Source organism: Acinetobacter sp. YH12097 (assembly GCF_013419225.1).
In the GTDB taxonomy this organism is placed as follows: domain Bacteria; phylum Pseudomonadota; class Gammaproteobacteria; order Pseudomonadales; family Moraxellaceae; genus Acinetobacter; species Acinetobacter amyesii.
Genome location: NZ_VPAN01000037.1, coordinates 1 through 22,801, shown reverse-complemented (window position 1 = coordinate 22,801; position 22,801 = coordinate 1). Strand labels below are relative to the sequence as shown.

Annotated in this window: 21 protein-coding genes and 1 pseudogene; 11 read left to right on the top strand and 11 right to left on the bottom strand. The window is 39.2% G+C overall.

Features of this window, described 5'->3' with window-relative positions:
- Window positions 1–47: 47 nt before the first annotated feature.
- On the bottom strand, window positions 48–617 hold the full coding sequence (gene efp / locus FTU37_RS13435) for an elongation factor P (RefSeq protein ID WP_078190162.1): 570 nt from the start codon (window positions 615–617) through the stop codon (window positions 48–50).
- 388 nt (window positions 618–1,005) lie between these two features.
- Here efp and epmB point away from each other — a divergent pair, with 388 nt between their 5' ends.
- Genes epmB through FTU37_RS13420 form a run of 3 tightly spaced genes read left to right on the top strand, consistent with a single transcriptional unit; the run spans window position 1,006 to window position 5,893 of the window.
- Window positions 1,006–2,022, top strand: coding sequence for an EF-P beta-lysylation protein EpmB (gene epmB / locus FTU37_RS13430; RefSeq protein WP_180124488.1), 1,017 nt, complete (start codon window positions 1,006–1,008; stop codon window positions 2,020–2,022).
- 14 nt (window positions 2,023–2,036) lie between these two features.
- Window positions 2,037–3,782, top strand: coding sequence for a GTPase (locus FTU37_RS13425; protein WP_180040603.1), 1,746 nt, complete (start codon window positions 2,037–2,039; stop codon window positions 3,780–3,782).
- Window positions 3,764–5,893: an EAL domain-containing protein gene (locus tag FTU37_RS13420; RefSeq protein WP_180124487.1), complete on the top strand. Its 2,130-nt coding sequence runs from the start codon at window positions 3,764–3,766 to the stop codon at window positions 5,891–5,893. The genes FTU37_RS13425 and FTU37_RS13420 overlap by 19 nt, the downstream gene beginning before the upstream one ends.
- 82 nt (window positions 5,894–5,975) lie before the next feature.
- Here FTU37_RS13420 and rpmE read toward each other — a convergent pair whose 3' ends face one another.
- The 6 genes from rpmE to FTU37_RS13390 all read right to left on the bottom strand — a co-directional run bounded on the left by rpmE (window position 5,976) and on the right by FTU37_RS13390 (window position 10,883).
- Window positions 5,976–6,200, bottom strand: a complete 225-nt coding sequence (gene rpmE / locus FTU37_RS13415) for a 50S ribosomal protein L31 (RefSeq protein ID WP_078190165.1) — start codon at window positions 6,198–6,200, stop codon at window positions 5,976–5,978.
- Window positions 6,201–6,417: 217 nt separating this feature from the next.
- Window positions 6,418–6,564, bottom strand: a complete 147-nt coding sequence (locus FTU37_RS13410) for a hypothetical protein (RefSeq protein ID WP_180026454.1) — start codon at window positions 6,562–6,564, stop codon at window positions 6,418–6,420.
- Window positions 6,565–6,682: 118 nt separating this feature from the next.
- Window positions 6,683–6,889: a hypothetical protein gene (locus tag FTU37_RS13405; protein WP_180063514.1), complete on the bottom strand. Its 207-nt coding sequence runs from the start codon at window positions 6,887–6,889 to the stop codon at window positions 6,683–6,685.
- A gap of 51 nt (window positions 6,890–6,940) precedes the next feature.
- Window positions 6,941–7,915, bottom strand: a complete 975-nt coding sequence (locus tag FTU37_RS13400) for a bile acid:sodium symporter family protein (RefSeq protein ID WP_180026456.1) — start codon at window positions 7,913–7,915, stop codon at window positions 6,941–6,943.
- Between the two features lie 223 nt (window positions 7,916–8,138).
- Window positions 8,139–8,540, bottom strand: a complete 402-nt coding sequence (gene gloA / locus FTU37_RS13395; protein ID WP_078191833.1) for a lactoylglutathione lyase — start codon at window positions 8,538–8,540, stop codon at window positions 8,139–8,141.
- Window positions 8,541–8,738: 198 nt separating this feature from the next.
- Window positions 8,739–10,883, bottom strand: a complete 2,145-nt coding sequence (locus FTU37_RS13390; protein ID WP_168377832.1) for an MFS transporter — start codon at window positions 10,881–10,883, stop codon at window positions 8,739–8,741.
- Window positions 10,884–11,067: 184 nt separating this feature from the next.
- Between FTU37_RS13390 and FTU37_RS13385 the strand changes: the two genes are divergently transcribed.
- Window positions 11,068–13,737, top strand: a complete 2,670-nt coding sequence (locus FTU37_RS13385; RefSeq protein ID WP_180124486.1) for a Lon protease family protein — start codon at window positions 11,068–11,070, stop codon at window positions 13,735–13,737.
- Between the two features lie 182 nt (window positions 13,738–13,919).
- On the opposite strand, the gene grxD is transcribed toward FTU37_RS13385, so the two are convergent.
- Window positions 13,920–14,261, bottom strand: coding sequence for a Grx4 family monothiol glutaredoxin (gene grxD, locus FTU37_RS13380; protein WP_067762767.1), 342 nt, complete (start codon window positions 14,259–14,261; stop codon window positions 13,920–13,922).
- Between the two features lie 198 nt (window positions 14,262–14,459).
- On the opposite strand from grxD, the gene FTU37_RS13375 reads away from it, so the two are divergent.
- Window positions 14,460–15,671: an aspartate aminotransferase family protein gene (locus tag FTU37_RS13375; protein WP_180022917.1), complete on the top strand. Its 1,212-nt coding sequence runs from the start codon at window positions 14,460–14,462 to the stop codon at window positions 15,669–15,671.
- Between the two features lie 68 nt (window positions 15,672–15,739).
- On the opposite strand, the gene FTU37_RS13370 is transcribed toward FTU37_RS13375, so the two are convergent.
- From FTU37_RS13370 to surE, 3 genes are all read right to left on the bottom strand, one after another.
- A complete protein-coding gene (locus FTU37_RS13370; protein ID WP_180063510.1) occupies window positions 15,740–16,669 on the bottom strand; it encodes a LysR family transcriptional regulator in 930 nt (309 codons plus the stop codon).
- A gap of 92 nt (window positions 16,670–16,761) precedes the next feature.
- Window positions 16,762–17,592 (bottom strand): peptidoglycan DD-metalloendopeptidase family protein, encoded by an 831-nt coding sequence (locus FTU37_RS13365; protein WP_180040634.1) that lies wholly within the window; start codon window positions 17,590–17,592, stop codon window positions 16,762–16,764.
- A gap of 114 nt (window positions 17,593–17,706) precedes the next feature.
- Complete coding sequence (gene surE, locus FTU37_RS13360) at window positions 17,707–18,480, bottom strand: 5'/3'-nucleotidase SurE (RefSeq protein WP_078190173.1); 774 nt, start codon at window positions 18,478–18,480, stop codon at window positions 17,707–17,709.
- A 116-nt stretch (window positions 18,481–18,596) separates the two neighbouring features.
- Here surE and FTU37_RS13355 point away from each other — a divergent pair, with 116 nt between their 5' ends.
- From FTU37_RS13355 to FTU37_RS16765, 6 genes and pseudogenes are all read left to right on the top strand, one after another.
- The gene (locus tag FTU37_RS13355; RefSeq protein WP_180124485.1) at window positions 18,597–18,971 is read left to right on the top strand and encodes an MCR_0457 family protein; all 375 of its coding nucleotides are present in this window, start codon (window positions 18,597–18,599) and stop codon (window positions 18,969–18,971) included.
- Window positions 18,972–19,199: 228 nt separating this feature from the next.
- Window positions 19,200–19,586 (top strand): MCR_0457 family protein, encoded by a 387-nt coding sequence (locus FTU37_RS13350; protein WP_180105583.1) that lies wholly within the window; start codon window positions 19,200–19,202, stop codon window positions 19,584–19,586.
- Between the two features lie 118 nt (window positions 19,587–19,704).
- Window positions 19,705–20,853, top strand: a complete 1,149-nt coding sequence (dacC, locus tag FTU37_RS13345; protein WP_078191838.1) for a D-alanyl-D-alanine carboxypeptidase PBP5/6 — start codon at window positions 19,705–19,707, stop codon at window positions 20,851–20,853.
- Window positions 20,854–20,956: 103 nt separating this feature from the next.
- A complete protein-coding gene (locus tag FTU37_RS13340; protein ID WP_180124484.1) occupies window positions 20,957–21,487 on the top strand; it encodes a gamma carbonic anhydrase family protein in 531 nt (176 codons plus the stop codon).
- A gap of 193 nt (window positions 21,488–21,680) precedes the next feature.
- On the top strand, window positions 21,681–22,130 hold the full coding sequence (locus FTU37_RS13335) for a PAAR domain-containing protein (RefSeq protein ID WP_168377839.1): 450 nt from the start codon (window positions 21,681–21,683) through the stop codon (window positions 22,128–22,130).
- Window positions 22,123–22,396 (top strand): annotated as a pseudogene (locus FTU37_RS16765) (PAAR domain-containing protein); the annotation flags it as partial. The gene FTU37_RS13335 and the pseudogene FTU37_RS16765, both read left to right, overlap by 8 nt.
- Window positions 22,397–22,801 lie beyond the last annotated feature (405 nt).

Here is a 22,801-nt window from a genome sequence, read left to right as displayed (position 1 = left end):
GGGATGAATCACTTCATCCCTTTCGATAATAGTCTATTTTTAAACCATTATGCACGTTCTAAATAGTCACCAGTACGGGTGTCTACACGAACGCTTTCTTCTTGCTGTACGAATAATGGAACACGTACTACTGCACCAGTTTCAAGCTTAGCAGGTTTACCGCCACCGCCTGAAGTATCACCACGTACACCTGGATCAGTTTCAACGATTTTTAATACAACGAAGTTTGGCGCGCTCACAGTTAAAGGAACACCATTCCATAACATGATTGTGCAAAGTTCGTTAGAGTCGTCTTTCAACCATTTTGCAGCGTCGCCCATTGCAACTTTGTCTGCAGTGATTTGTTCGAAAGATTCTGGATCCATGAAGTTCCACATTTCGCCATCGTTATACAAGTAGTTCATTTCTACTTCTTGGATGTCAGCAGCTTCTAGTGAATCACCAGATTTGAAAGTTTTTTCTAAAACTTTACCAGTTTTAAGGTTACGTAATTTTACGCGGTTAAAAGCTTGGCCTTTACCTGGTTTTACGTATTCGTTTTCCATGATTGAACATGGGTTACCGTCAAGCATGACCTTAAGGCCTGACTTGAAATCATTCGTAGAATAATAGGCCATGACTGGCTCACTCCAAACTTACTAACTTTAATCTATAGATGCTATGGGCTGTAACATGTCATTTAGCAAGTACTGACTGTAACATTGGCTGCCACATGCACATTAATGTGATATTGCGTATTCTAAATGACCAATGCACCATGTCGCAACGAAAAAATCCCCATTAAAGGGGTCAAGCTGCTTAACTTACACTCAGACATTAAAGAACTTTGTTTATACAATGCCCACAAACAGGTAAAATTGCTGTTTACTGAAACTTAATAAATGTTTCGTAGGCTTCATCCGTTGTAAGCTTTATCGGAATTATTTCAGCTTACACTTCAAAGTTCGACGCATTAATTTTAGCAATATTCCCCACTCACCTTTCTGCATTTTTTAAACATTCGGCATGATAAACTATTTATTTCAAGAGCAAAACTGGCAAACTCAATTGAGTGATTTGATTACAAATCCTCAAGAATTACTCGATGTATTAGAACTTTCGCATGATCAGTTATTATCAGGTGCTCAGTTCGCAGCAGATGAGTTTCGCCTACGCGTGCCGCGCGCTTTTGTCGAAAAAATGCAAAAAGGTAATCCGCTCGATCCGCTTTTACTCCAAGTCCTACCGCATCATTTGGAACTTGAAGAACACGCCGGTTTTGTTACCGACCCATTAGGTGAAGAACAAGCCAACCAACAGCCTGGTGTATTACATAAGTACAAGTCTCGATTTTTACTGACCTTAACCGGCGCCTGCGCGGTCCATTGCCGTTATTGTTTCCGCCGACATTTTCCCTACCAAGAAAACCTGCCTAAAAATGACGATTGGGCAAACATTAAGCAATATATCGAACAACAATCCGATATTAATGAAGTGATTTTAAGTGGTGGAGACCCGCTCACACTATCAAATCGTAAACTTCAAGTGTGGATTGAACGTTTATCGACTTTGCCACAAATTAAATTTTTGAGAATTCATTCACGAGTTCCTATCGTAATCCCCAACCGTGTCGATGAAGAGCTGGTTTCTATTTTAAAAAACAGTAGGCTACGCATTATTCTAGTGGTACACTCAAATCATGCATCAGAGCTAGATGACTTCACGTGTAGCCAGCTTCAACAGCTTGTCAAACAAGGAATCACCGTGCTGAACCAAGCAGTCTTATTAAAAGGGGTTAATGATTCTGCAGATGTATTGGTCGATTTAAGTTACCGCTTATTCGACGCAGGTGTAATGCCATATTATTTACATGTTCTGGATAAAGTAAAAGGTGCTCATCATTTTGATACACCAGCTCAGGATATTGATTTAATTTATAAAAAAGTTTTAGAGAACCTACCAGGTTATTTGGTTCCTAAACTTGTACGGGAAATAGCGGGCGAAAAAAACAAGACACCGCTTTTTGGGGCTTCAACTTTTTGAGTTAAATAATAAAGATGACCACGCATACTTCAGATACGTTTTACAATCCGACTGAATTAAAGCTGGATAAATTAAGCTTTTGTCCGACCAATACTAAAGGTCTACAAGAGTGGTTAAACGGTATTTCAATTTTACAATTGGGTACCTCATCTAAAGCTTTATTCAATGCCTTACTTGAAATCTCCGAGCTGAAATGCCAAGAGATGCTACGTTTTGATTTGGTTCAAATTTTACATCCAACCATGGAAAGTGTGCTCACGAGCTTAGAAAAACACTTTACCAATCAAAGCCTCATTACCACGGATCGTAATGACCAAATCATTGAATTGGCAATGCTTTTACGCAGTCACTTTGCCAAAATCTATATTGATATTGCCAAACGATGTAATCAGCAGCTCAATCAACAAAAGTTTTCGATCTTTTCATTCGGCCATAAAAAAAGCTTACAAACCGCTCGAATTGCATCAATCTACTATGCGTTGCAACAACTGACACTGTTGTTGTATCAACAACACATGTTGTATGCCACACCGACGGCGGGTCAATGGATTGCGGCACATCAACTGATTGAATGTGCCATTGAACACAATTTCTATCAAAGTAATGTCAATCAGTTACTGGGTACTCAACATCAAATTGCAAATATTGCTCAAGCTTATGCACAATTAATCTTATTAGATATTTTCAATAATCATCAGATTCGCCCTGCTGAAATCCAAGGCTTGTATTTATGTAGCTTTGACTGGGCAAAATTGGTTCAAATCCTACCGAAAGAAACCACGCTTTCACGCTATATTGTAGACACGAAAAAAGATCACCCACCGATTTATAACTCAAAACAAGATCGGTCTTATCAAGCCAATGTATACATTTCAACGCAAAACTTGCTCGATCATTTGACCGAAACGCAAACTAGAAATGCCAATTATTTATCTAAAAATGAAAAGTTATTTTTAACTCCAGCGCTATATTTCCATATTCATAATATTTTGACCAATAACACTGAACGTCGTCATGAGCGTTATGAATATTCTGCGCAAATTAATATTTGCTTTAGCTTAATGGTGGCGCATTTCTATCTCTCTAAAGGTAAAAACTTCCACGAAACTTTAGATTTAGAAGGCAATTATCAATTCCACAATGAAGCCTCTTTTGTCAATTCGCATGATTCAAATATGCCAACAGGCATGACTAATGCGAAAGCGCTAGATCGTGAAGCAAAACAGATTCATACCGCTGACGTATTAGATATTAGTGTGAATGGTTATCGCATTAAATGGACTGGCCCTACCCCAGCCAATTTAAAAACCGGCGAATTTATTTTGATCCAAGAAAATGCTCAAAGCCAATGGCGTGGCGGTGTTGTTCGTTGGATCAAACAATCGACTGAAAAAAGTTTGGAATTGGGTCTCGAAGTACTGGCTCAAGATTTGTATCCATGTTCAGCCCATATCCGTACCGACCGCAATACAACAAATCATCAACCTGCTTTATTGGTACAGACCACACAACTTGATCAAGTGTCTACGACCTTAATTTTACCTGGGGCAAATCTCTTCCGAGAGAAACAAACGATCCACCTTCGCTTAGGCAAAGAAGACATCAAAGTCTATCTCACCAAAGCGCAGTTGGTGACGCAAAGCTTTATTCGCTTTGAATATGAATTATTGAATGAAGAGCAAGAAAATGTCGTTAAAGACTATATTGCGAAACAGAGCAATGAGATCAAAAATAACGACTTATGGGAAGCATTAAAGTGAGAAATCCATTACTATCCAAAAAACTAAAACGTACGGAAACTCGATTACTCATTATTGATGATAATCAAATACGTTTTAACCAGATACGTGATTTATTGACAGACAGCGAACATCAAGTTCATGCCATATTACTTGATGATTTACAAAATTTCGAAAAACAGCTGAATCTCAATTGGGACTTGATCATTTTTGGACGTGCTTATGATTTAAAATATGAACAAGCTTTAAGTTTAGTTCAACTGTCGAGCCAACCGAATTTACCGATTATTTTACTTAAACCTGAAGACTATCAAGCTGAACAATATGCAAGTTTAGTCAAAAAAGGAATTTATGACATCGTCGATATTGCTGAACCTGAAAGTTTCTATTTTGGTTTAATTCGTGCATTGTCTTTTAGTCGCCTACAACAATCTCAACAGCATTTAATGGAAGAGCTTGAAACGGCTCAGATTCAAACCCAGTCTTTAGTTGAAGATAGTCGTAAAGCGGTTGCCGTGATTCAAGAAGGTATTCATATTCAAGCCAATGCTGAATATCTCACTTTATTTGGTCTAAAAAATGAAGATGATGTAATTGGTCTGCCCCTGCTCGATCTATTACAACCTTCTGACCTCAATGACTTTAAACAACGTTTTAAAAAAATCAGTCAAGGACAGCTCGACTTAGGACGTTTTGATCTTGATTCGCAAAATATCGCTGTGGCTGGGCAAAACCCACTAAAACTCGAATTTATTGCTGCGGCTGAAGAAGATGCTTTACAGCTCGCAATTGAAATTGGCAGTCAAAGCAGCAATGCTGTAAGCACCGCGCCAGTTGAATCCAGCCCACAAAAACCAAAAGCTTTTCAACAACTCAACCGTACCATCGGCCAACAACCTGCCAATGTAAATGCATTAGTTCTATTTACGTTGGCTTCTTGCTCAGATGCGATTTTTCAAAAAGATTGGAATACCTATAAGAGCTATTTCACCAATATTAAAGACTTCTTGAAAGATCAGACTCATGCTCCATTATTTAGTTTAGACAATGGTGCAATGGTTGCCTTATTCCAAGCAGATAATCAGCTCAAACTTGAGTCTAAATTGATTGGTCTTAACACTCTGAGCAAACCTCAATTACTCAGTGTAAATAATGAAACTTATCCATTAAATTTACGCATGGGATACAGTGTTTTAGACAGCGATATTCGTAATGAAGCACATTTTGAAACCTTTGTTGCAAAAGCCTTTAATACTGCGCTACCTACCAACCAACAAGCGCCTGAAATCGATTTAACGATTCCATTAGAAATTGATATTCCAAGTTTGGATTTTGGTACACCAGAAGCGCAAATTGCACCGATTGTCGTTAGTGATGAAGCTCCTGTTATTAAGGCCCTTCGCAACTGCTTAGAACGCGGTGAAATTCATCTTAAATATCAACAACTGTATGATAAAGAAGATTCTCATCTTTATACTTATGAAGTAACCAGCGGCTTTATTTTTGAAAATAAATGGAAAGATATCGCCCAACTGCGTGAGTTAGCTGAAGACTCAGAGCTATCCATTAAGTTGGATCGTTGGATCTTGGTTGAATCGTGTAAACAGCTACACAACTTCATCACTCAGTTCCCTGAAGCTAAATTAATCGTTAACCTGAACAAAGAAGTGCTATATAGCGACCGCACCTTCCCTGAGTTTATTTCGAAACTGATTACGATTATTCGTAGTAAATTGAAAAATCCGTTAATTTTACAATTTGCAGAAGAAGACATTCAGCTCAATATCGATGCCGCTCAAAAAGCATTTGTTGAACTTCGTAAAAATGGTGCTGAACTGGCTTTACGCAATTTTGGTCATTCGATGTTTAGTGAATCATTATTACGTCAAATGGATGTTCACTGCTTAACATTAGATTCAAGTTTGACCAAAATGCTTGCAAACGATAAGTCATGCCAAGAGCTCCAAGAAAAAATTACCACTTATCATGAAATCAAAACTGTTGAAATCATGCTACGTGAATTAAATGACATGACCCTGTTTGCCAATGCTTGGAATGTCGAAGCTCGTTTTATTCAAGGTGATTATTTCCAGAAGAAACTCGACCATCTCATCGATGTTCAGGACCAATAAAGTTCTGAACATTACCGATTTAAGGTTTATCTTTTTATCGGCACAAAAAAACGGGCATAAAGCCCGTTTTTCGTTTTGGATATTAACGTTTGATAGAACGTGACATACCAGCAAAACGTTGTTTGAATTTGTCGATACGACCGCCAGTGTCAACGCTTTTCTGTTTACCAGTGTAGAATGGGTGGCAAGCAGAACATACGTCTAGATAAATAGTTTCTTTACCAAGAGCTGAACGAGTTTCAATTACGTTACCGCATGAACATGTAGCAACTAAAGTTTCATATTTTGGGTGAATATCGGCGCGCATCGTCGATTACTCCTAAGATTTAAGAAGGTTTAGCTGTCATCGCAATTGATCACTCTTGTATCGCTACAAGGAAGGCTTAAAAAAGCAGACCAACACCATAACAGACCATTCTTTTGGCCCACCGAGACGGATACCGTCAGAGCTAAGCACAACAAGTTGGGGCAAATTATAGCTGATTTTTTAATGTTAATAAATAGATATTCAAGGCTGAATCGCTCTACTCTTTAGGTTGAGCTTGCTCTAAATATTTCTGATATTGTAATTCGACTGTACGCTGAAATTGGGCTTGATCAAAATGGTTTAATCTTTCAATAAATGCAGGACAAAACGTCGTAGCATTTACTGACTGTAATGATCTGCTCATACCCTCTAAAATACTTTGAAGCTGCTGTTTAAATTGTGCATCGACTGACAGATCAACATCTTTTGCCTTTAATGGCTCTACACCATTAAAACGGATAGCCTGAACTGCAGCAATTAATTTAAGTTTTTGCAGCTTGATAAGCCTGATCTAATTCCGTATTGATCTGTGGTTGTCGATCACGACAAAAATCTAGCATTGACTGTAGGCTGATGAGCGGCATTTTTTCAATGACATCACGGTTACTATTTAAAGATAAATCCTCTTGAGCATGAACGACTGTGTTCAAACCCAAGAATAAAATGAAGAAGCCTCTTTTAATTTTCATGATTTTTTTTCATCTATATAAGGTATTTTAAAAGGACGTACTCATCTCGCCCTATTCTTGCCCACGGCTTTGTTTTGCCCAAAGGTTGGCAATCACACCACAGACCATCAACTGAATTTGGTGAAAGATCATAATCGGTAAAACTATCATCCCCATCGGCTGCCCAATAAATAAAATTTGTGCCATGGGCACGCCGCTCGCCAAGGTTTTTTTAGAACCACAAAAGAAAATCGTCTTTTGATCAGCTCGGCTAAAGCCCAACCAACGTGGTACATATAGCGCCAATAACATAATGATCGTTAACAAGGCAGAGCACGCCACAATCAATAGGAATAAGGTCATACCACTCACTTGATGCCATAGCCCTGCCACCACTGCACTACTGAATGCACCATAGACCACCATCAAAATTGAGCCCTGATCAAATACCTTCACGATTTTTGGCATTTTCTTCATATAAGGAAACACCCAAGGACGGAGGAGCTGCCCTAAAATGAAGGGAATCAGTAATAACAGGGTAATTTGGATAATAGATGCCGTCGGATCATAGTTATGTTGTGACTGACCAAGAATAAAATAGGCCACCATCACTGGGGTAATAAACATCCCAATAATATTTGAAAATGATGCACTACAGACTGCGCCAGCAACATTACCCTGTGCTACCGAAGTAAATGCAATAGAAGACTGTACTGTCGAAGGTAAAAAGCACATAAACAAAAAGCCCCAATACAACTCTTGCCCTAACATCGGCACGAGGATTGGTTTCGCCATTAAACCCAGTAATGGAAATAATGCAAAGGTAAAAGCAAAAACTAAAGCATGTAACTTCCAGTGCATAATGCCTTCAACCACAGCCTCACGAGATAACTTTGCACCATGGAGGAAAAATAAAATGGCAATTGCAGCCGTGGTAATATAGCCAAAGATTTCTGCAGCTTGACCACTAACAGGCAAAAAAGTCGCAAGTATGACCATTACAAAAAGTAGAATGGTAAAACGATCCAAAGCCAACATTTTTAGCATAACAACATCCTGTACAAATTTCCCTTTAAAGCTCATCGGCACAAAAATGCCCAATAAGCTAAATTTACCATTGAGTAAATTTCATCTTACTGGGCCATATAAATAAAGCCAGCTTTTCTCCGATATATTCATTATTTTAAACGTTGATAGTGAGCTCAACGCAAAAAAATTTATAAATAAGAATATTCAGAATTACAGATGACTTTATATTAATGATTGCACATTAATTATTTCGTGCATTTGAGTCTTGTTGGATCAACTCAATTTTATAGCCATCGGGATCTTCAACAAAGGCAATGACGGTCACACCACCTTTCATTGGTCCTGCTTCACGTACCACGTTTCCGCCACGTGCTTTAATTTCTTCACAAGCCTTGTAGGCATCATCTACTGCAATAGCAATATGGCCATAAGCGTTACCCAATTCATAACTCTCCGTATCCCAGTTATGCGTTAACTCGAGTACGGTATGATTTTCTTCATCACCATAGCCCACAAATGCCAAAGTAAAACGACCTTCTTCATAATCACGCTTACGAAGCAAAGTCATACCGAGTACTTCAGTATAGAACGCCAATGAACGCTCTAAATTGCCTACACGTAACATGGTATGCAGCATGCGCATAATCGAGTTTCCTAAATCTATCATTATGTTTGAATACTATAGGGATTTAACATGCAAAGTTCAATTTAAGTCTAGAGCACATATACCGCCTTATTTCAAATATCCTTGTCCAAAACCGTAGACCTGCTTAGGCTATTCAACAGCTTAGAATAAAAAAGCCCACTCAAACTGAATAGGCTTTTTTTAAGTTAAATTGAATTATGAATTGGATTTTTGTTCATGTTCTCTCAATAGTTTGGCGACCCAAACCACTAAAATTAAAATCGGAATACCAATTAAAGTCGTCATCAAGAAAAAGTTTGGATAACCGATATTGGTCACAATCGTACCTGAGTAACCGCCTAAAATTTTAGGGGTTAAAGTCATTAATGAACTAAAGATGGCATATTGAACCGCTGTGAAAGAAACACTGGTCAAGCTCGATAAAAATGCAATAAATGCCGCGCCTGCAAGACCTGACGCCAAGTTATCGACAATGATCGCGAAATATAGCCACAGCGAACTATAAGGCTTAATGACCTTACCTTTGATGTCCACATTTTGTTCAGCACTAGCCAAATTAATCGGTTGAATATCAACACCAAGCACACCCGCCATATTGGCCGCTGTATTCACTTGATATGCTAAATCGACACTCTTTTTCACTACATCATTTTCTAGCAGTTGAGCCGTTAATGTTTTTTGCTTTGCTGTTTCGAGCGCTTGCCCTGGAATTGCAGCACTAAAAACACCGGTTTTATCAAGCTTCGCGTCGAATGGTTTAGCATCCAAAATAATTTGAATTTTTTGATTTTCTTTTAACTCGCCTGCCAAGTATTGTCCACGGACCACGATACTATTTGCAGTCTCTTGAGCTGAAATCGTGTTATCTGAAGTCACTGGCAACAACATCATTGCTGAGTTTGCAAAAGCATTATTCAGATACGGCAAACTCACCTGTATTGGATGTTGATTCTTAGACTGATAATCCGCACTGACTTTAATATTTTGATCTGCAGCCAAGACTGCTTTTGGAATTTGAACTGCCCAAGCACCCGTATCATCCGGCGTCGCTGTATATTGCTGCCCTGCTACATTGACAGTGACATCACTCAATGGCTGACCTGATTTGACCAGACCGATAAAAATCAAGTTTGTTGAACTTGCTAAAATCGCACCAACAAACATCAATTTCATAATGTTCATGCGCTGCGCTAGCAAACCGCCAAGGAAGCCACCAACCAAGCTAAATATCACACCATAGACTTTTACAGCTTCGGCAATCTGCTCTTTGGTGAAGTTTAAATCTTGATAAAACACATTAGAAATGACGCCGGCGATAATATCGGAAATACGGTAAAAACCAATAAGTAACAACAACACTAAAGCCAGTTTTAGACCATAACGCTTAAAGAAATCTGCAACTGGATTAACCCAAGTTTCAAATGCCATCTGCTTATTCACAGCACCCGATTTCACTAAAACAGAACCGACACCAAAAGCAACCACAGCTGAACCAATAAAGCGTACAGCCTCTAAACAGAACAAGGCGAATGAGTCTGAAATTTGCCACTGCTCTTTCAAGCTTTCAACCGCTACACCTGAATAGATATAACTCAAGACAAAGGCAACCACCGCAGCAAAGAATACAGCGACTAAACGATAATAGTCGGTCCGTTTATAATGCTTTTGTACACGGTCAACTTGCGGCTCACGTATCGATAAAGTTGTGATAATACCGATAACCATCACAGCAGCCATTGCAAGGTAAGTATATTTCCAAGCTTCATAAATATAGTTACCTTTGGCCGTGCCTAAATATGCAGCCAAAAATAACGCCCCTGCACCTGCCACGATCATGCCGATACGATAACCTGCATTATAGGTCGAAGCTAAAACGGTCTGCATTTCAGTTTCTGCCAACTCAATACGATACGCATCAATCACAATGTCTTGCGTTGCGGCAGAAAAACCAAGTAATACGGCTCCAGCAGCCATTTGGTAAATATAGCTTTGCCCTAAAGCTGGGTCTGAAAATGCCATGATACAAATTGCACAGATAATGAGAACCTGAGCGATCAACAACCATGCACGGCGACGTCCGAGTTGTTTGGTTAAAAATGGTACAGGCAACTCATCAATTAAGGGTGCCCAAACAAACTTAAACGAATAGCCAAGTGCAGCCCAACTAAAAAAAGTTACTGCACTTTTATCAATTCCTGCTTCACCTAACCAAAGCGATAAACTGGAAAAGATCAGTAAAATTGGAATACCGGCCGAAAAGCCAAGAAAAAGCATAATCAGCGCACGTCGGTCTAAAAATGCAGTAAAAGCAGATTTCCATCCTGAAGCTTGTGTTGTCATGACTCAGTTATTTTTGTCAAAATCGAATGTTGCTATTCAAGCGCTTAATGACAACGGTTTCAACAACATTTATGAAATCATTGTTTTATTTTATCGATATTTCGCATGCTGTTGCTTGATCTTTGGCATTAAACCTGTATACCTTTATTGCATATCTCTATTCTTTAGTTTTTTGGATTCAACAGTGACCCAGCGACTTGAACAAATTCACTCTTCTTTATCAACTACCATTAATGAACCCAACACAAAAAACTTAGCAGAAACAGTAACGACACTAAAGAGCGCTTTTGATCAACCCGAAATACAAAATACTTTAACTAAAACCCAGTTGCAGCCAATTCAGCTGACGCATACGCCTGAGCTTAAAAAAATACCGACATCTACCAAGCGGATCAAACCACTCAATGACTTTTTAGGACAAGATCGTGCTCGAGCTTCGGTCGAGGCTGGCATTGCCTTACCTTACTCAGGCTATAACATTTTTGCTGTAGGTACCGCAGGCTTAGGTAAGCGCACCATGATTAAGCGCTTATTACAACAACACGCTAAAAATATGCCAACGCCTTCAGATTGGGTCTATGTCAATAATTTTAAGTTTCCGCGTGAACCAATTGCGCTAAAACTTCCTTCTGGTCAAGCGACAAAATTCCAAGCGTTATTACATCAAAGTTGGCAAACCATATTAAAACAGCTTGAACGTCGCTTCACCGCAGAAACCTATCACAATCGCATTGAAATGATTCGCCAACATGCTGGTGATGAACAACATCTTGCTTTAGTTGAATTAACCCGAGAAGGTGAAGAGCTCGATCTTAAACTGATTTCTCAGGATGATGATCATTGTTTCGTTCCCGTGCATTTGGTCGATAACAAATACCAAGAAATGTCCAAAGAAGACATCAATGCACTAAGCAGTAAACAACGAGCTGAAATTGCGTCAAACGTCCGTTATATGGATAAAAAACTTGAACGCCTTGGTCTACATCTTGGTGATCTTGAAGATGACGCACGCGATAAAGTTCAGGTTTTAAACCGTGAAATTGCTAAACAAGTCGTCATGCCGCGTATTGATCTAATTCAAAATAAATTCAGCATGGTTGAAGGCTTGGAAGATTATCTGAAGCAATATGCAGATGACATCATTCAAAATGTTGAGTTTGTGCTTGAGCAAGAAGAAGATGACTTTACACCCGGCCAATTTAACCGCGTGCCATCTCGCTACCAAGCAAACATCATTGCCACACACAAACCTAATGCTGGTGCGCCCGTCATTTTTGAAGATTTCCCTACCCATTACAATTTGTTAGGTCATGTTGAACAACTAACTCAAAACGGTACCATCACCACAGACTTTACCTTAATCCGTCCCGGTGCATTACATAAGGCCAATGGTGGATTCCTCATCTTGGAAGCTGAACAACTTTTAGAACAGCCTTATGCATGGCAAGGTCTAAAACGTGCATTAAAATCAGGACATTTAAAGCTGTCTTCACTTGAACACATGCTCACGCTAACAGGCAGTATTTCGATTGAGCCAGAAGCCATTGATTTAAATATCAAAGTGATCCTGCTTGCTGAACCTGATATTTATTACGATATTTTAGAACTCGAACCTGAACTTGGCAGTGTCTTTAAAATTCGTGCCGATTTTACCGATACATTACAACGTAATGACATTAATGAGCAGGCATATATGCAGCTGATTGCTGACTATGTGCAAACAGATAAACTTCTGCCGTTTGACCGTACGGCTCTCGCAGCACTGTTAACTGATTCAAGTCGTCAAGCTGAAGATCAAAGCTCTTTGTCATTACACGCCCTCACCTTAGGCGATTTGATTCGTGAAGCACATCATCATGCAGCACTTGCTGGCGATAAAATGGTGACAGAAACACATATCAACACCGCTCTTGATCATCGTAAATACCGTCTAGGCTACTTACGTGAATTGTATTGGCAAGATCTCAGTCGCGGTACACAGTTAATCGAAACCAAAGGTCATCGATTCGGGCAGATCAACGCCCTCTCTGTGATTCAATATGCAGATGTTGAATTTGGTTTACCGTCACGCTTAACGGCTTCGGTTTATCAAGGCGGCGGCGATATTTTAGATATCGAGCGTAGTGTAGAACTTGGTGGTTCTTTACATGCCAAAGGCGTCCTGCTGATGTCGAGTTTCTTAAAGGCACACTTTGGTCGTGAACAAATTTTACATTTTTCTGCTGCCCTTGCCTTTGAGCAAAGCTATGGCCAAGTAGATGGCGACAGCGCAACTGTTGCAGAGCTTTCAGCTCTGATTTCCGCTATTAGCCAATTACCGATCGATCAATCATGGGCAATCACTGGCTCAATGAACCAATTGGGTCAAGTTCAACCGATTGGTGGTGTAAATGCCAAGATTGAAGGCTTCTATGATGCATGTAAATTACAAGGGCTAACAGGCAAGCAAGGTGTGATTATTCCACGCCAAAATATGCAGCACTTAATGTTACGCAAAGATGTGATTGAAGCTGTGCAACAAGGTCAATTCCATATTCACGCCATAGATACCATTGACCAAGCTCTAGAAATTTTGATGGCGCGTCCAGTAGGCACTCTTGATAAAAAAGGTCGTTATAGCAAAGGCTCAATCTACGCTGCTGTCATGGAGCAACTTGAATACTGGCAAGCGATTGAAGATGGTGCTGAGTTTGAGGAAGAAGAGCCAAAGAAAAAGAAAAAAAAGAAGAAGTCAAAAAAGGACAAAGATAAAAAGGCAAAGAAGTCTGAAGCTCAAGACAGTACTGCTAAAAATGGGACTACTGAAAACGAGCAACGTGTTGAAGAAAGTCCGACTGAAGACAATCCGTCATAAATGTTCGATTAGATTATTCATTTGTTGATTTTTCCACCATTCATTACACTTTAAATGCCTTTGAAATGGTGGAAAAACGCATAACCTCAGACTTTTTAGATAATTAAGTCATAAAAAAAGCGCCTTAAAGGCGCTATTTTTTATTTGTATCCAATGATTAAAATCATCAAATACATATCCAATTAAGCTTCCGGAGCTGGGCTATATTGTTCAACTAAAGGTTGTAATTCACCTTTTTGGAACATATCAAGCATAATGTCGCTACCACCGATCAACTCACCATTGATCCATAATTGTGGGAAAGTCGGCCAGTTTGCAATTTGTGGAAGAGTTGCGCGAATATCTTGATTTTCAAGAATATTTACATAAGCAAATGGACGACCAATTTGACTGAGCGCTTCTACTGCACGCGCAGAGAAACCACACTGTGGAAACTGTGGAGTGCCTTTCATGTAAAGTAGAACTGCGTGTTTAGCAATCTGGTCACGAATTAACGCTTCTGTATCGCGTGCTTGTTCAGTCATTGATATATCCTCAATAAATCTGCTTCGCATTATACCCAAAACTGAGTAAAACAATATGACTAAAGCAATATTTCACGTTTTATTTACATTTCAGCTTTTCAAGTGAGTCATATTTTGCTTATATAGACCTCTTGATGCTCATATATATATGGCGTCTCCTCTATATTATTTCAATCACCTGACAAATTAGAGTTAGTCATGAATAACATTACCCTTGCCCCAGTACAAACTGATCAACCATCGCACTTGATGCCAGTATTTGGCCGCCAACCGATCAGCTTTGTCCGAGGTCAAGGTGCTCACCTGTATACCGCAGATGGCACAGAATACTTAGACGCACTGACAGGGATAGCTGTTTGTGGTTTAGGTCACTCACATCCTGCAATTACAGCTGCAATTGCTGAACAGGCAGCGACCCTCATTCATACCAGTAACTTATTTGAAGTGCCTTGGCAAACGGCTGCTGCGCAAAAATTAGCTGAAGTTGCGGGTATGGAAGAAGTTTTCTTCTCAAATAGTGGTGCAGAATCAAATGAAGGTGCAATCAAAATTGCACGTAAATTTGGTCATATGCAAGGTGTTGCAAGCCCTAAAATTATTGTTGCTGATCATTCATTCCATGGTCGTACCATGGCAACGTTATCTGCGACAGGCAACAAAAAAGTTCAAGAAGGCTTTGGCCCATTGGTTGAAGGTTTTATTCGTGTACCTTTTGGTGATATCGAAGCAATTGAAGAAGCTGCAATTCACCACCCTGACATCGTAGCGATTTTGGTTGAGCCGATCCAAGGTGAAGGTGGTGTAAATACTGCACCTCAAGGTTTTAGCTATTTAGAAGATATTCGTCGTATCTGTAACCAACACAACTGGTTAATGATGCTTGATGAAGTGCAAACAGGTAACGGCCGTACTGGTAAATACTTTGCATATCAACATACCAATATTATTCCTGACGTGCTAACTACAGCAAAAGGTCTAGGCAATGGCTTCCCTATCGGCGCAGTCATGACTCAAGGTCGTGGTGTTGGGGTTTTAACAGCGGGTAACCACGGTTCAACTTATAGCGGTACTGCATTAGGTTCACGTGTGGTTTATACCGTGATTGATACCATTCAAAAGGAAAACCTTGTTGAAAATGCTGCAAATATGGGTGCGTATCTTGTTGAGCAATTCACAGAGCAACTTGCAGAGCAAAACGTAACTGTTCGTGGTTTTGGTTTAATGGTCGGCATTGAATTACCAAAAGCATGTGGCGAACTTGTGAATATTGCACGTGATGAGCATCACTTGATTATTAACGTAACAGCAGGCTCTGTGATTCGTTTATTACCTACGCTGAACATCAATAAAAAACAAGCGGATATCTTGATTGAACGCATTGTTAAAATGGTGAAAAACTTTCTAGCGTAATTTGTGCCGAAAGTAAAAAAAGCCGCTGATTGCGGCTTTTTTTATATCTTTTTAAACCTTTTTTGTTTTTATGAGGCTTCTTGGTATACACGTCCGCCTGGTAATTGACTGAAATACAATTTTAATGCATCTAGGCAACGATGAATCTTGGTAGGCTGTTGATCACGTTTAGACATCACAGCATATAGAGTGAATGATGGTAAGCGCCATTCTGGTAAAACTTCAACAAGAGAACCGTTTAATAAGTCTTTTTGCGTATCTAGATATAATATTCTTGCAATGCCATGTCCTTGTTGGCACATTGCTTTTGCAGCAAATACATTATTTGTTGTAAATCGGGAATGCACATCCAATGCAACATGCTCTTTCGTCACTGCATTTTCAAATGCAAAATGCTGAAAGTTTTTAACCAAATTTATTTGAACCATATCATGATTTTGTAAATCTTCTGGTCGTGTAATTAAACTGGTTTGGTTGATATAGCTTGGTGCAGCAACGAGAACTTGTTCAACATGCGCCAATGGCACGACATGAAACTGTTGATCATCAATTTTTGAACTCATGCGTAGCGCAATATCAATGCGTCCATCAATTAAGTCGATATATTGATTATCTGCTTCTAAATGAACTGATAAACCACGATGTGCCGACATCCAATGTGACAATGCAGGAATCACATGATTCGCACAAAGTTCTGGTGTTGATGCAATACGTAATTCACCGACTAAGTCGTCACGAAGTTCATTGATACGAATTTTGCCGCGCTCTGCGGCAGATAGCATCTCTTGGCAACTATGAAAAAAAGCTTGTCCAGCTTCTGTCAAACTTAACTTACGTGTAGAACGATGTAAAAGAATGACTTCCATATCCTGCTCTAGTGAGCGGATTTGCTGACTCACGGCACTCGTGGTAATACCTAACTCACGAGCAGCGCCACTAAACGAATTTTTTTCCACAACGCAAGCAAAGACACCCATTGCTCGAAGTTGATCTAACATAAATTTCCCTCATAAACTTATGAGAAGCTTCATCTTTCGATAAAAGCAACTCATTGTATTATACGGGGATATTTTGCTTTTGCATTATATATTTAATTATTTGGTAAAACTGCAGTTGGATTGATTGGTTTACCATCTAAACGCACCTGAAACTCAAGCATCGTACGGTTTGTACCCGATGAACCCATCTCACCAATTTGCTGCCCTGCTTTCACAGTATCGCCACTTTTGACATTCATTTTACTGTTATGTGCATATGCAGTGATATAGCCATTAATATGCTTCACCAAAATTAAATTGCCGTACTCTTTAAGACCATCGGCGGCATAGACCACTTGACCATCAGCTGCTGCAAAAATAGCGTCACCCGTATTGCCTGCGTAACGTGTTCCTTTCACATTCGATGCTAAGTTATAACCTTGTAATACCGTAGGACGTGATACTGGACTCACCCATCGTAAACTAGATGAACTGACCACAGGAGTTGGTACAGTAGTTCGAGTAACTGTCGACGGTGTGGTTGAAGCTTGTGTCACGGGTGCTGTTTGCGTTGGCATTGCAATCGTTTGGCGTTGAATTGGTGCCGCTTGAGTCATGGCTTGCGTAGACGTTGTACGACGTGAGCCGCCATTTTTAAGGCGAATGGATTGTCCAACATAGATGCGATAAGGCTGCGCAATATCGTTCATTTCTGCAATGCTGACATAGCTCAAACCATAGCGAGCGGCAATGCCACTTAAAGTATCTCCCGAACGAACTGTATAATAATCCGGAGCAGTCGCATAACGGGTCGCATTATTAATTTGTGGTTTTGACGCACAGCCAGTCATGACCAAAGTCGTAACAACCGCAGCAGATAAAACAAGGGTCTTAAATAATGCTGCAGGAGCGGCAATAACGCGATATTGTGACACCAGGGACATCATCTTCCTCACTAATAATTCAAATATAGTCATTATGAATGGGCTAAGATTAGCAAAAATCCACTCTAAAAAAGTTGCGGCATAACCATTTTCACAAAGTTATAACATTAATACTTAAGATTTAGATAACTCTGAGTGCAAGTTATTCAAAATCTCATAGTTTGTAGCATCCATTTGTATAGGCGTTACACTGACATAACCATTTGCAACTGCAAAGAAGTCTGATTCGATATGCGTTAAGCCTTTCTTAGGCTCTGCCACTGCCTCGCCTGCCAATCCAATCCAATAGACTTGACGACCACGCGGGTCTACATGACTGGTAATCGGTTTGGACTGTAAACGTCTTCCTTGATAGGTCACTTTGGTGCCTTGAAGTTCAGCAACATCTGGAATATTAATATTAAAAATATGTCGTGCAGGTAGCGCGGGTAGTCCATTGGCAATAAAATCATGCACCCATTGCGCGGCGACTGCATAATCTTCTGGGTTATTATAACTACGCACATTTGGCCCAGCCAAAGAGACGGCTAGCGCAGGTTGTTTCATTAAACGGCCTTCAAATGCCGCACCCACTGTCCCTGAATACAGCACATCATCACCCAGATTTGCGCCACTATTGATTCCACTCACCACCAGATCAAATTCGAAGTCGAACAAGCCATTCATTGATAAATACACACAGTCCGCAGGTGTACCATTTACCGCCCACATATTCGGTGCAATTTCGACAGGTCGTAATGGTCGATCTAAAGTTAAAGCACTTGAAAAACCGCTGCGTTCGCTTTCAGGCGCCACGATCACCACACGACCGAGAGGACGCAATGCATGTGCTAAAGCTTGGATACCGGGAGCAAAAACGCCATCATCATTGGCAATTAAAATATTCACAACTAAATTTCCATTACTAAAAAATTAAAAATGACTCGCAAGAACATTTTATTGAAATATATGAATAATTATATATATTTACATTTCAACATCCAGCATAAATGTGTGTGTACAAAATGAATAAAACCGTAGCACTTCGTGGTTTATTGGGCTTTGCTCTAGCAGCTTGCATGACTCAAACTGTGGTCGCAGACAATGACTTCACTCAAGAAGAAGCCAATACCATCGTAAAAGAAGATATTGCATCTGCACAAGTCATGTTAGAAGTATGCCCTGCGATTATTGGTCAAAATGCAAAATTTGATGCCAACATTCAAGTACTCACTAAAACATATCTTGCTGATTATTCTGATAAATCAATGACATTAGAAAAACTACAGTCTGACAGCGAATATAAATCAGTTCTTGAAGAAGCGCGTCAAGCTGCTAAAGAAACTGATAAAGCTGAGCAAAAATCAGTTTGTGATGACGTTTTAAGTTATGAAGGTTAATTGATCATTCAGCTTTGGACGTCCTCTAAATAGGTTAGTCCTTATTGCATCAAACCTGCCCAAAAAAGGATGACGCTTTATAGCCTCATCCTTTTTTCTTTCACAATGTATTGATTTCTAAACAGCTTCAATACAATTTTCTACTGATCTCTACCAGAAATACGATTAAGCTAGGCAAATAAATTTTAGCTATTTGATATCTTCTAAGTTATTTCACAGGTTATTTAAATGAAAAACTCTTTTGTAAAATCTCTTTGTGCCCTTAGCCTTTCTGCTTTTGCTTTCACCACCATGTCTGCACATGCCGCAGATGAAAAAATTGAAGTGACTCCTACACCTCAAGTGACCAGTCAAGAACTTGCAGCTATCTATGTACTATCTGAAGTCTGCCCAAAATTGGTGAATGACAAAGATCAACCAAAGTTTGAAGCGGGTTATGCAAAATTAGCTAAAGAATATATGCCGAATGAAAAGAACCCAGTAAATGCTTTACAGCAACTCAGCAAACAAAAAAGTTTTAAAGACGCTTTAAAAGAAGCGCAGTCTGATGCGAAGAAAGCTGGCGATAAGAAAAATGGTACGATTTGCAAAGAATTGACTGCTTACAGCAAATAATACCAATTGGTTACAATACTTTTAAAATAAGCGCTTGCACCCCATAGCAGTCCGCCTAGCTTTGTCCTAAAATGCTAGGCTCTTTGTGCTTATACCTAAGTTATTGGAACCACCCAGAATGACCCGAAAAACCGCCCTTGCCGCATTACTACTTGCACCTAGTTTTTCATTCGCGGCAACTGTCCTTTCTGCACCACCTGAATTAAATAATAAATCTTATGTGCTGATGGACTATGAGACAGGGCAAATCCTTGCTTCTAAAAATGAAAACGAAAAATTAGCTCCTGCTTCAATGACAAAAATGATGACCAGTTACATCATTGAACAAAAGTTATTAAGCGGTGAACTAACTGAAAATGAAAAAGTACGTATGAATGAGTCGGCTTGGTGTCGCGGCAGCAGCACTGAGTCATGTATGTACGTTCCGCTCAACGGTACTGCAACTGCATTAGAAATGTTACGTGGCATTATCATTCAGTCGGGTAACGATGCTTCTAAAGCTATGGCAGAACATATTGCTGGCAATGAAGGCACCTTTGCCCACATGATGAACCAAGAAGCGAAACGTATTGGCATGGTGAATACTCAATTCATCAATGCGACAGGTATGCCAGCTGAAGGACATTTCTCGACTGCCAAAGATATGGCGACTCTTGCGCAACATATCATTCATGACAGTTCAAAATACTATCCGATCTACTCTGAAAAAGAATTTACGTTCAATGGCATTAAGCAAGGCAACCGTAATGCCCTGCTTTATACTGACCCAAGTGTAGATGGTTTAAAAACTGGTCATACTGAAGAAGCTGGCTACTGCTTAACGACTTCAGCTAAACGTGGTCCTTTACGTTTAATTTCAGTGATCTTTGGTGCGCCAAGCATGAACGAACGTGCATCTCAAACACGTGAAATTTTAGCTTGGGGTTATGCAAACTTTGAAACTGTAAAAGTTCAACCTGCTAAACAAGTGCTTGCAAAAGCAAAAGTTTGGTACGGTAAAGACAATGAAGTTCAAGTAGGTCTAGCTGAAAACTTTAACGTGACGATGCCTAAAGGCGAAGCGAACGCCATTAAAACTCAATTGGTTGTTCAACCTAAATTGACTGCTCCTTTAAAACAAGGTCAAGTGGTTGGTAAATACGTTGCAACGCTTAATGGCAAAGTCATTGCTGAAAAACCACTTGTCGCTCTACAAAATGTCGAAGAAGCTGGTTTCTTTGCAAAAATGATTGATCACATCAAACAATTCTTTAGTAACTTATTCTAAATTTGATGAAAACTCGATATTAAGACTAAAGTGAAAGCATCTAGATTTCGGTCTAGGTGCTTTTTTATTTTATACTGCCTAAAAACCTGTAGATGACTTTCCTATGAGCCAAAACATTCGCCCTTATTTAGACACTGTTCCACGTATTGCTGACTCTTGCTATATCGATGAAATGTCAGTCTTGATTGGCGATGTTGTATTGGCTGAAAATGTTTCGGTTTGGCCATTTGCTGTGATTCGTGGTGATGTAAACCATATTCGTATTGGTAAAAACTCTAATGTGCAAGATCACTCAATGTTGCATGTGAGTCATAAAAAAGCCGATAAACCTGAGGGTTCTCCACTGATTATTGGTGAAGATGTGACAATTGGTCATCATGTGAAATTACACGGTTGTACCATTGGTAATCGTGTTTTAGTCGGTATAGGTACGATTATTTTAGATGATGTAATTGTTGAAGATGATGTGATGATTGGTGCTAGTTCACTTGTTCCACCAAATAAGGTTTTGGAAAGTGGTTATTTATATGTGGGCAGTCCAGTCAAAAAAGTCCGCCCCCTAACCGATAAAGAAAAAGCATTTTTACCGTATTCAGCGCAGAATTATGTGAAGGTGTCGGGGAATTATAAATAAAATAGATTTTATTTAGGTTAATTTTTATTAAAGCATTATTTCAATGCTAAAAATTTATTTATTGTTTTGCACCTAAAATGCATATATTAGAATAAATATAAAATTAGATAGTATTTCCTTAGTTACATTTTCAAATTTTATTAGTCATCTTATTTTATTAAGCTCGAATATAATTACAATATTTGGACATAGTATGACTAGCCCTACTTTTTTGCATCAACTGCCAAAAGAGCAGCTACAAAAGCTTTCAAAAGAAGATATAAAAAAAATTCATGAGGCAGAACAACTATATTGGAATCATAAGCCTCACACAAAATATTATGTAGCATTTAACGGTGCAAAAACTAAAAATGGTGGACTTGTTCGGGCATCAAATCATACTTTTAAAGTCCAAGGGATATCATTGGCATTGATAGGTGATGAAGCCATATACTTAGATGGTTCAACAGCAAAAATTATCTCTGGCGCAGGATCGCTTTTCAATGTAGATGGTCGATCAGCCGCTCTAATCGGTTCATTTTTAGAAAATGGCGATGAAATTATTGATAGTCCAATTACATCTCATGTATTACGCTTATATCATGATGCGATACCCCCTATAGGCTTTATGACTACAACAATTGGAGACTCAAAAAATGTCTAAAGGATTCGGCATTCATGGGTCTACAACGAGCCACGGAGGAACAGTCATATCCACTCAGTTCAGAAGTTCACAGATGGGGAATCTTTTTTCTTCGTGCTGGAGATGGTTTCGCATGTCCGAAATGTAAAACTTGGTCTACGTTAATTAAAAGTAATGACCACGTTATTTTTGATGGCAAGGCTGTAGCTTATGTAGGCGATAAGTTCACTTGTGGTGCTACCTTACTCCCTAAGCAAGTACATGTAGTTGGAGCTAGTGGTGGTCCTAGTAATTCATCCGTCTTAAATTTTCAGACAACATCTCAACAAAGTAATAATTTGGCAAACAATTTTAGCCGTAACAAAGAAAATTATTATATAGAACAAAATAGAACACAATACGTGAAATTCAAAAATTTAATTCTTCCTTATGATGAGGATAAAAAGGTTGGGTAGGAGTTGTTTCTCAAGCTATTTCTGGGACTTGTGAATATATTGTTAGCTATATTTTAAAGGGTCGTGAATTATTTATAACAGTTTCCTATATAGCCCCTCCATTAAAAGGAGTGATGTGTGCTGAAAAAACAGGAGGTTTTAACTTGGTAAACTAAACACACTCATCAGGAGTTTACCATGAGCAAGAAACACAAGACTTACACCACAGAATTTAAAGCTGAAGCCATCAAATTAATT

What these genes read in the sequence shown, in the direction of transcription:
- FTU37_RS13400 (WP_180026456.1), bottom strand. Translation starts at nt 7,915, where the DNA reads ATGCTAAAAATGTTGGCTTTGGATCGTTTTACCATTCTACTTTTTGTA.
- FTU37_RS13340 (WP_180124484.1), top strand. Translation starts at nt 20,957, where the DNA reads ATGAGCCAAAACATTCGCCCTTATTTAGACACTGTTCCACGTATTGCT.
- grxD (WP_067762767.1), bottom strand. Translation starts at nt 14,261, where the DNA reads ATGACTGAACAAGCACGCGATACAGAAGCGTTAATTCGTGACCAGATT.
- FTU37_RS13390 (WP_168377832.1), bottom strand. Translation starts at nt 10,883, where the DNA reads ATGACAACACAAGCTTCAGGATGGAAATCTGCTTTTACTGCATTTTTA.
- epmB (WP_180124488.1), top strand. Translation starts at nt 1,006, where the DNA reads ATGATAAACTATTTATTTCAAGAGCAAAACTGGCAAACTCAATTGAGT.
- dacC (WP_078191838.1), top strand. Translation starts at nt 19,705, where the DNA reads ATGACCCGAAAAACCGCCCTTGCCGCATTACTACTTGCACCTAGTTTT.
- FTU37_RS13405 (WP_180063514.1), bottom strand. Translation starts at nt 6,889, where the DNA reads ATGAAAATTAAAAGAGGCTTCTTCATTTTATTCTTGGGTTTGAACACA.
- FTU37_RS13350 (WP_180105583.1), top strand. Translation starts at nt 19,200, where the DNA reads ATGAAAAACTCTTTTGTAAAATCTCTTTGTGCCCTTAGCCTTTCTGCT.
- FTU37_RS13375 (WP_180022917.1), top strand. Translation starts at nt 14,460, where the DNA reads ATGAATAACATTACCCTTGCCCCAGTACAAACTGATCAACCATCGCAC.
- FTU37_RS13355 (WP_180124485.1), top strand. Translation starts at nt 18,597, where the DNA reads ATGAATAAAACCGTAGCACTTCGTGGTTTATTGGGCTTTGCTCTAGCA.
- efp (WP_078190162.1), bottom strand. Translation starts at nt 617, where the DNA reads ATGGCCTATTATTCTACGAATGATTTCAAGTCAGGCCTTAAGGTCATG.
- FTU37_RS13370 (WP_180063510.1), bottom strand. Translation starts at nt 16,669, where the DNA reads ATGTTAGATCAACTTCGAGCAATGGGTGTCTTTGCTTGCGTTGTGGAA.
- gloA (WP_078191833.1), bottom strand. Translation starts at nt 8,540, where the DNA reads ATGCGCATGCTGCATACCATGTTACGTGTAGGCAATTTAGAGCGTTCA.
- FTU37_RS13425 (WP_180040603.1), top strand. Translation starts at nt 2,037, where the DNA reads ATGACCACGCATACTTCAGATACGTTTTACAATCCGACTGAATTAAAG.
- FTU37_RS13365 (WP_180040634.1), bottom strand. Translation starts at nt 17,592, where the DNA reads ATGTCCCTGGTGTCACAATATCGCGTTATTGCCGCTCCTGCAGCATTA.
- rpmE (WP_078190165.1), bottom strand. Translation starts at nt 6,200, where the DNA reads ATGCGCGCCGATATTCACCCAAAATATGAAACTTTAGTTGCTACATGT.
- FTU37_RS13410 (WP_180026454.1), bottom strand. Translation starts at nt 6,564, where the DNA reads ATGAGCAGATCATTACAGTCAGTAAATGCTACGACGTTTTGTCCTGCA.
- FTU37_RS13335 (WP_168377839.1), top strand. Translation starts at nt 21,681, where the DNA reads ATGACTAGCCCTACTTTTTTGCATCAACTGCCAAAAGAGCAGCTACAA.
- FTU37_RS13420 (WP_180124487.1), top strand. Translation starts at nt 3,764, where the DNA reads ATGGGAAGCATTAAAGTGAGAAATCCATTACTATCCAAAAAACTAAAA.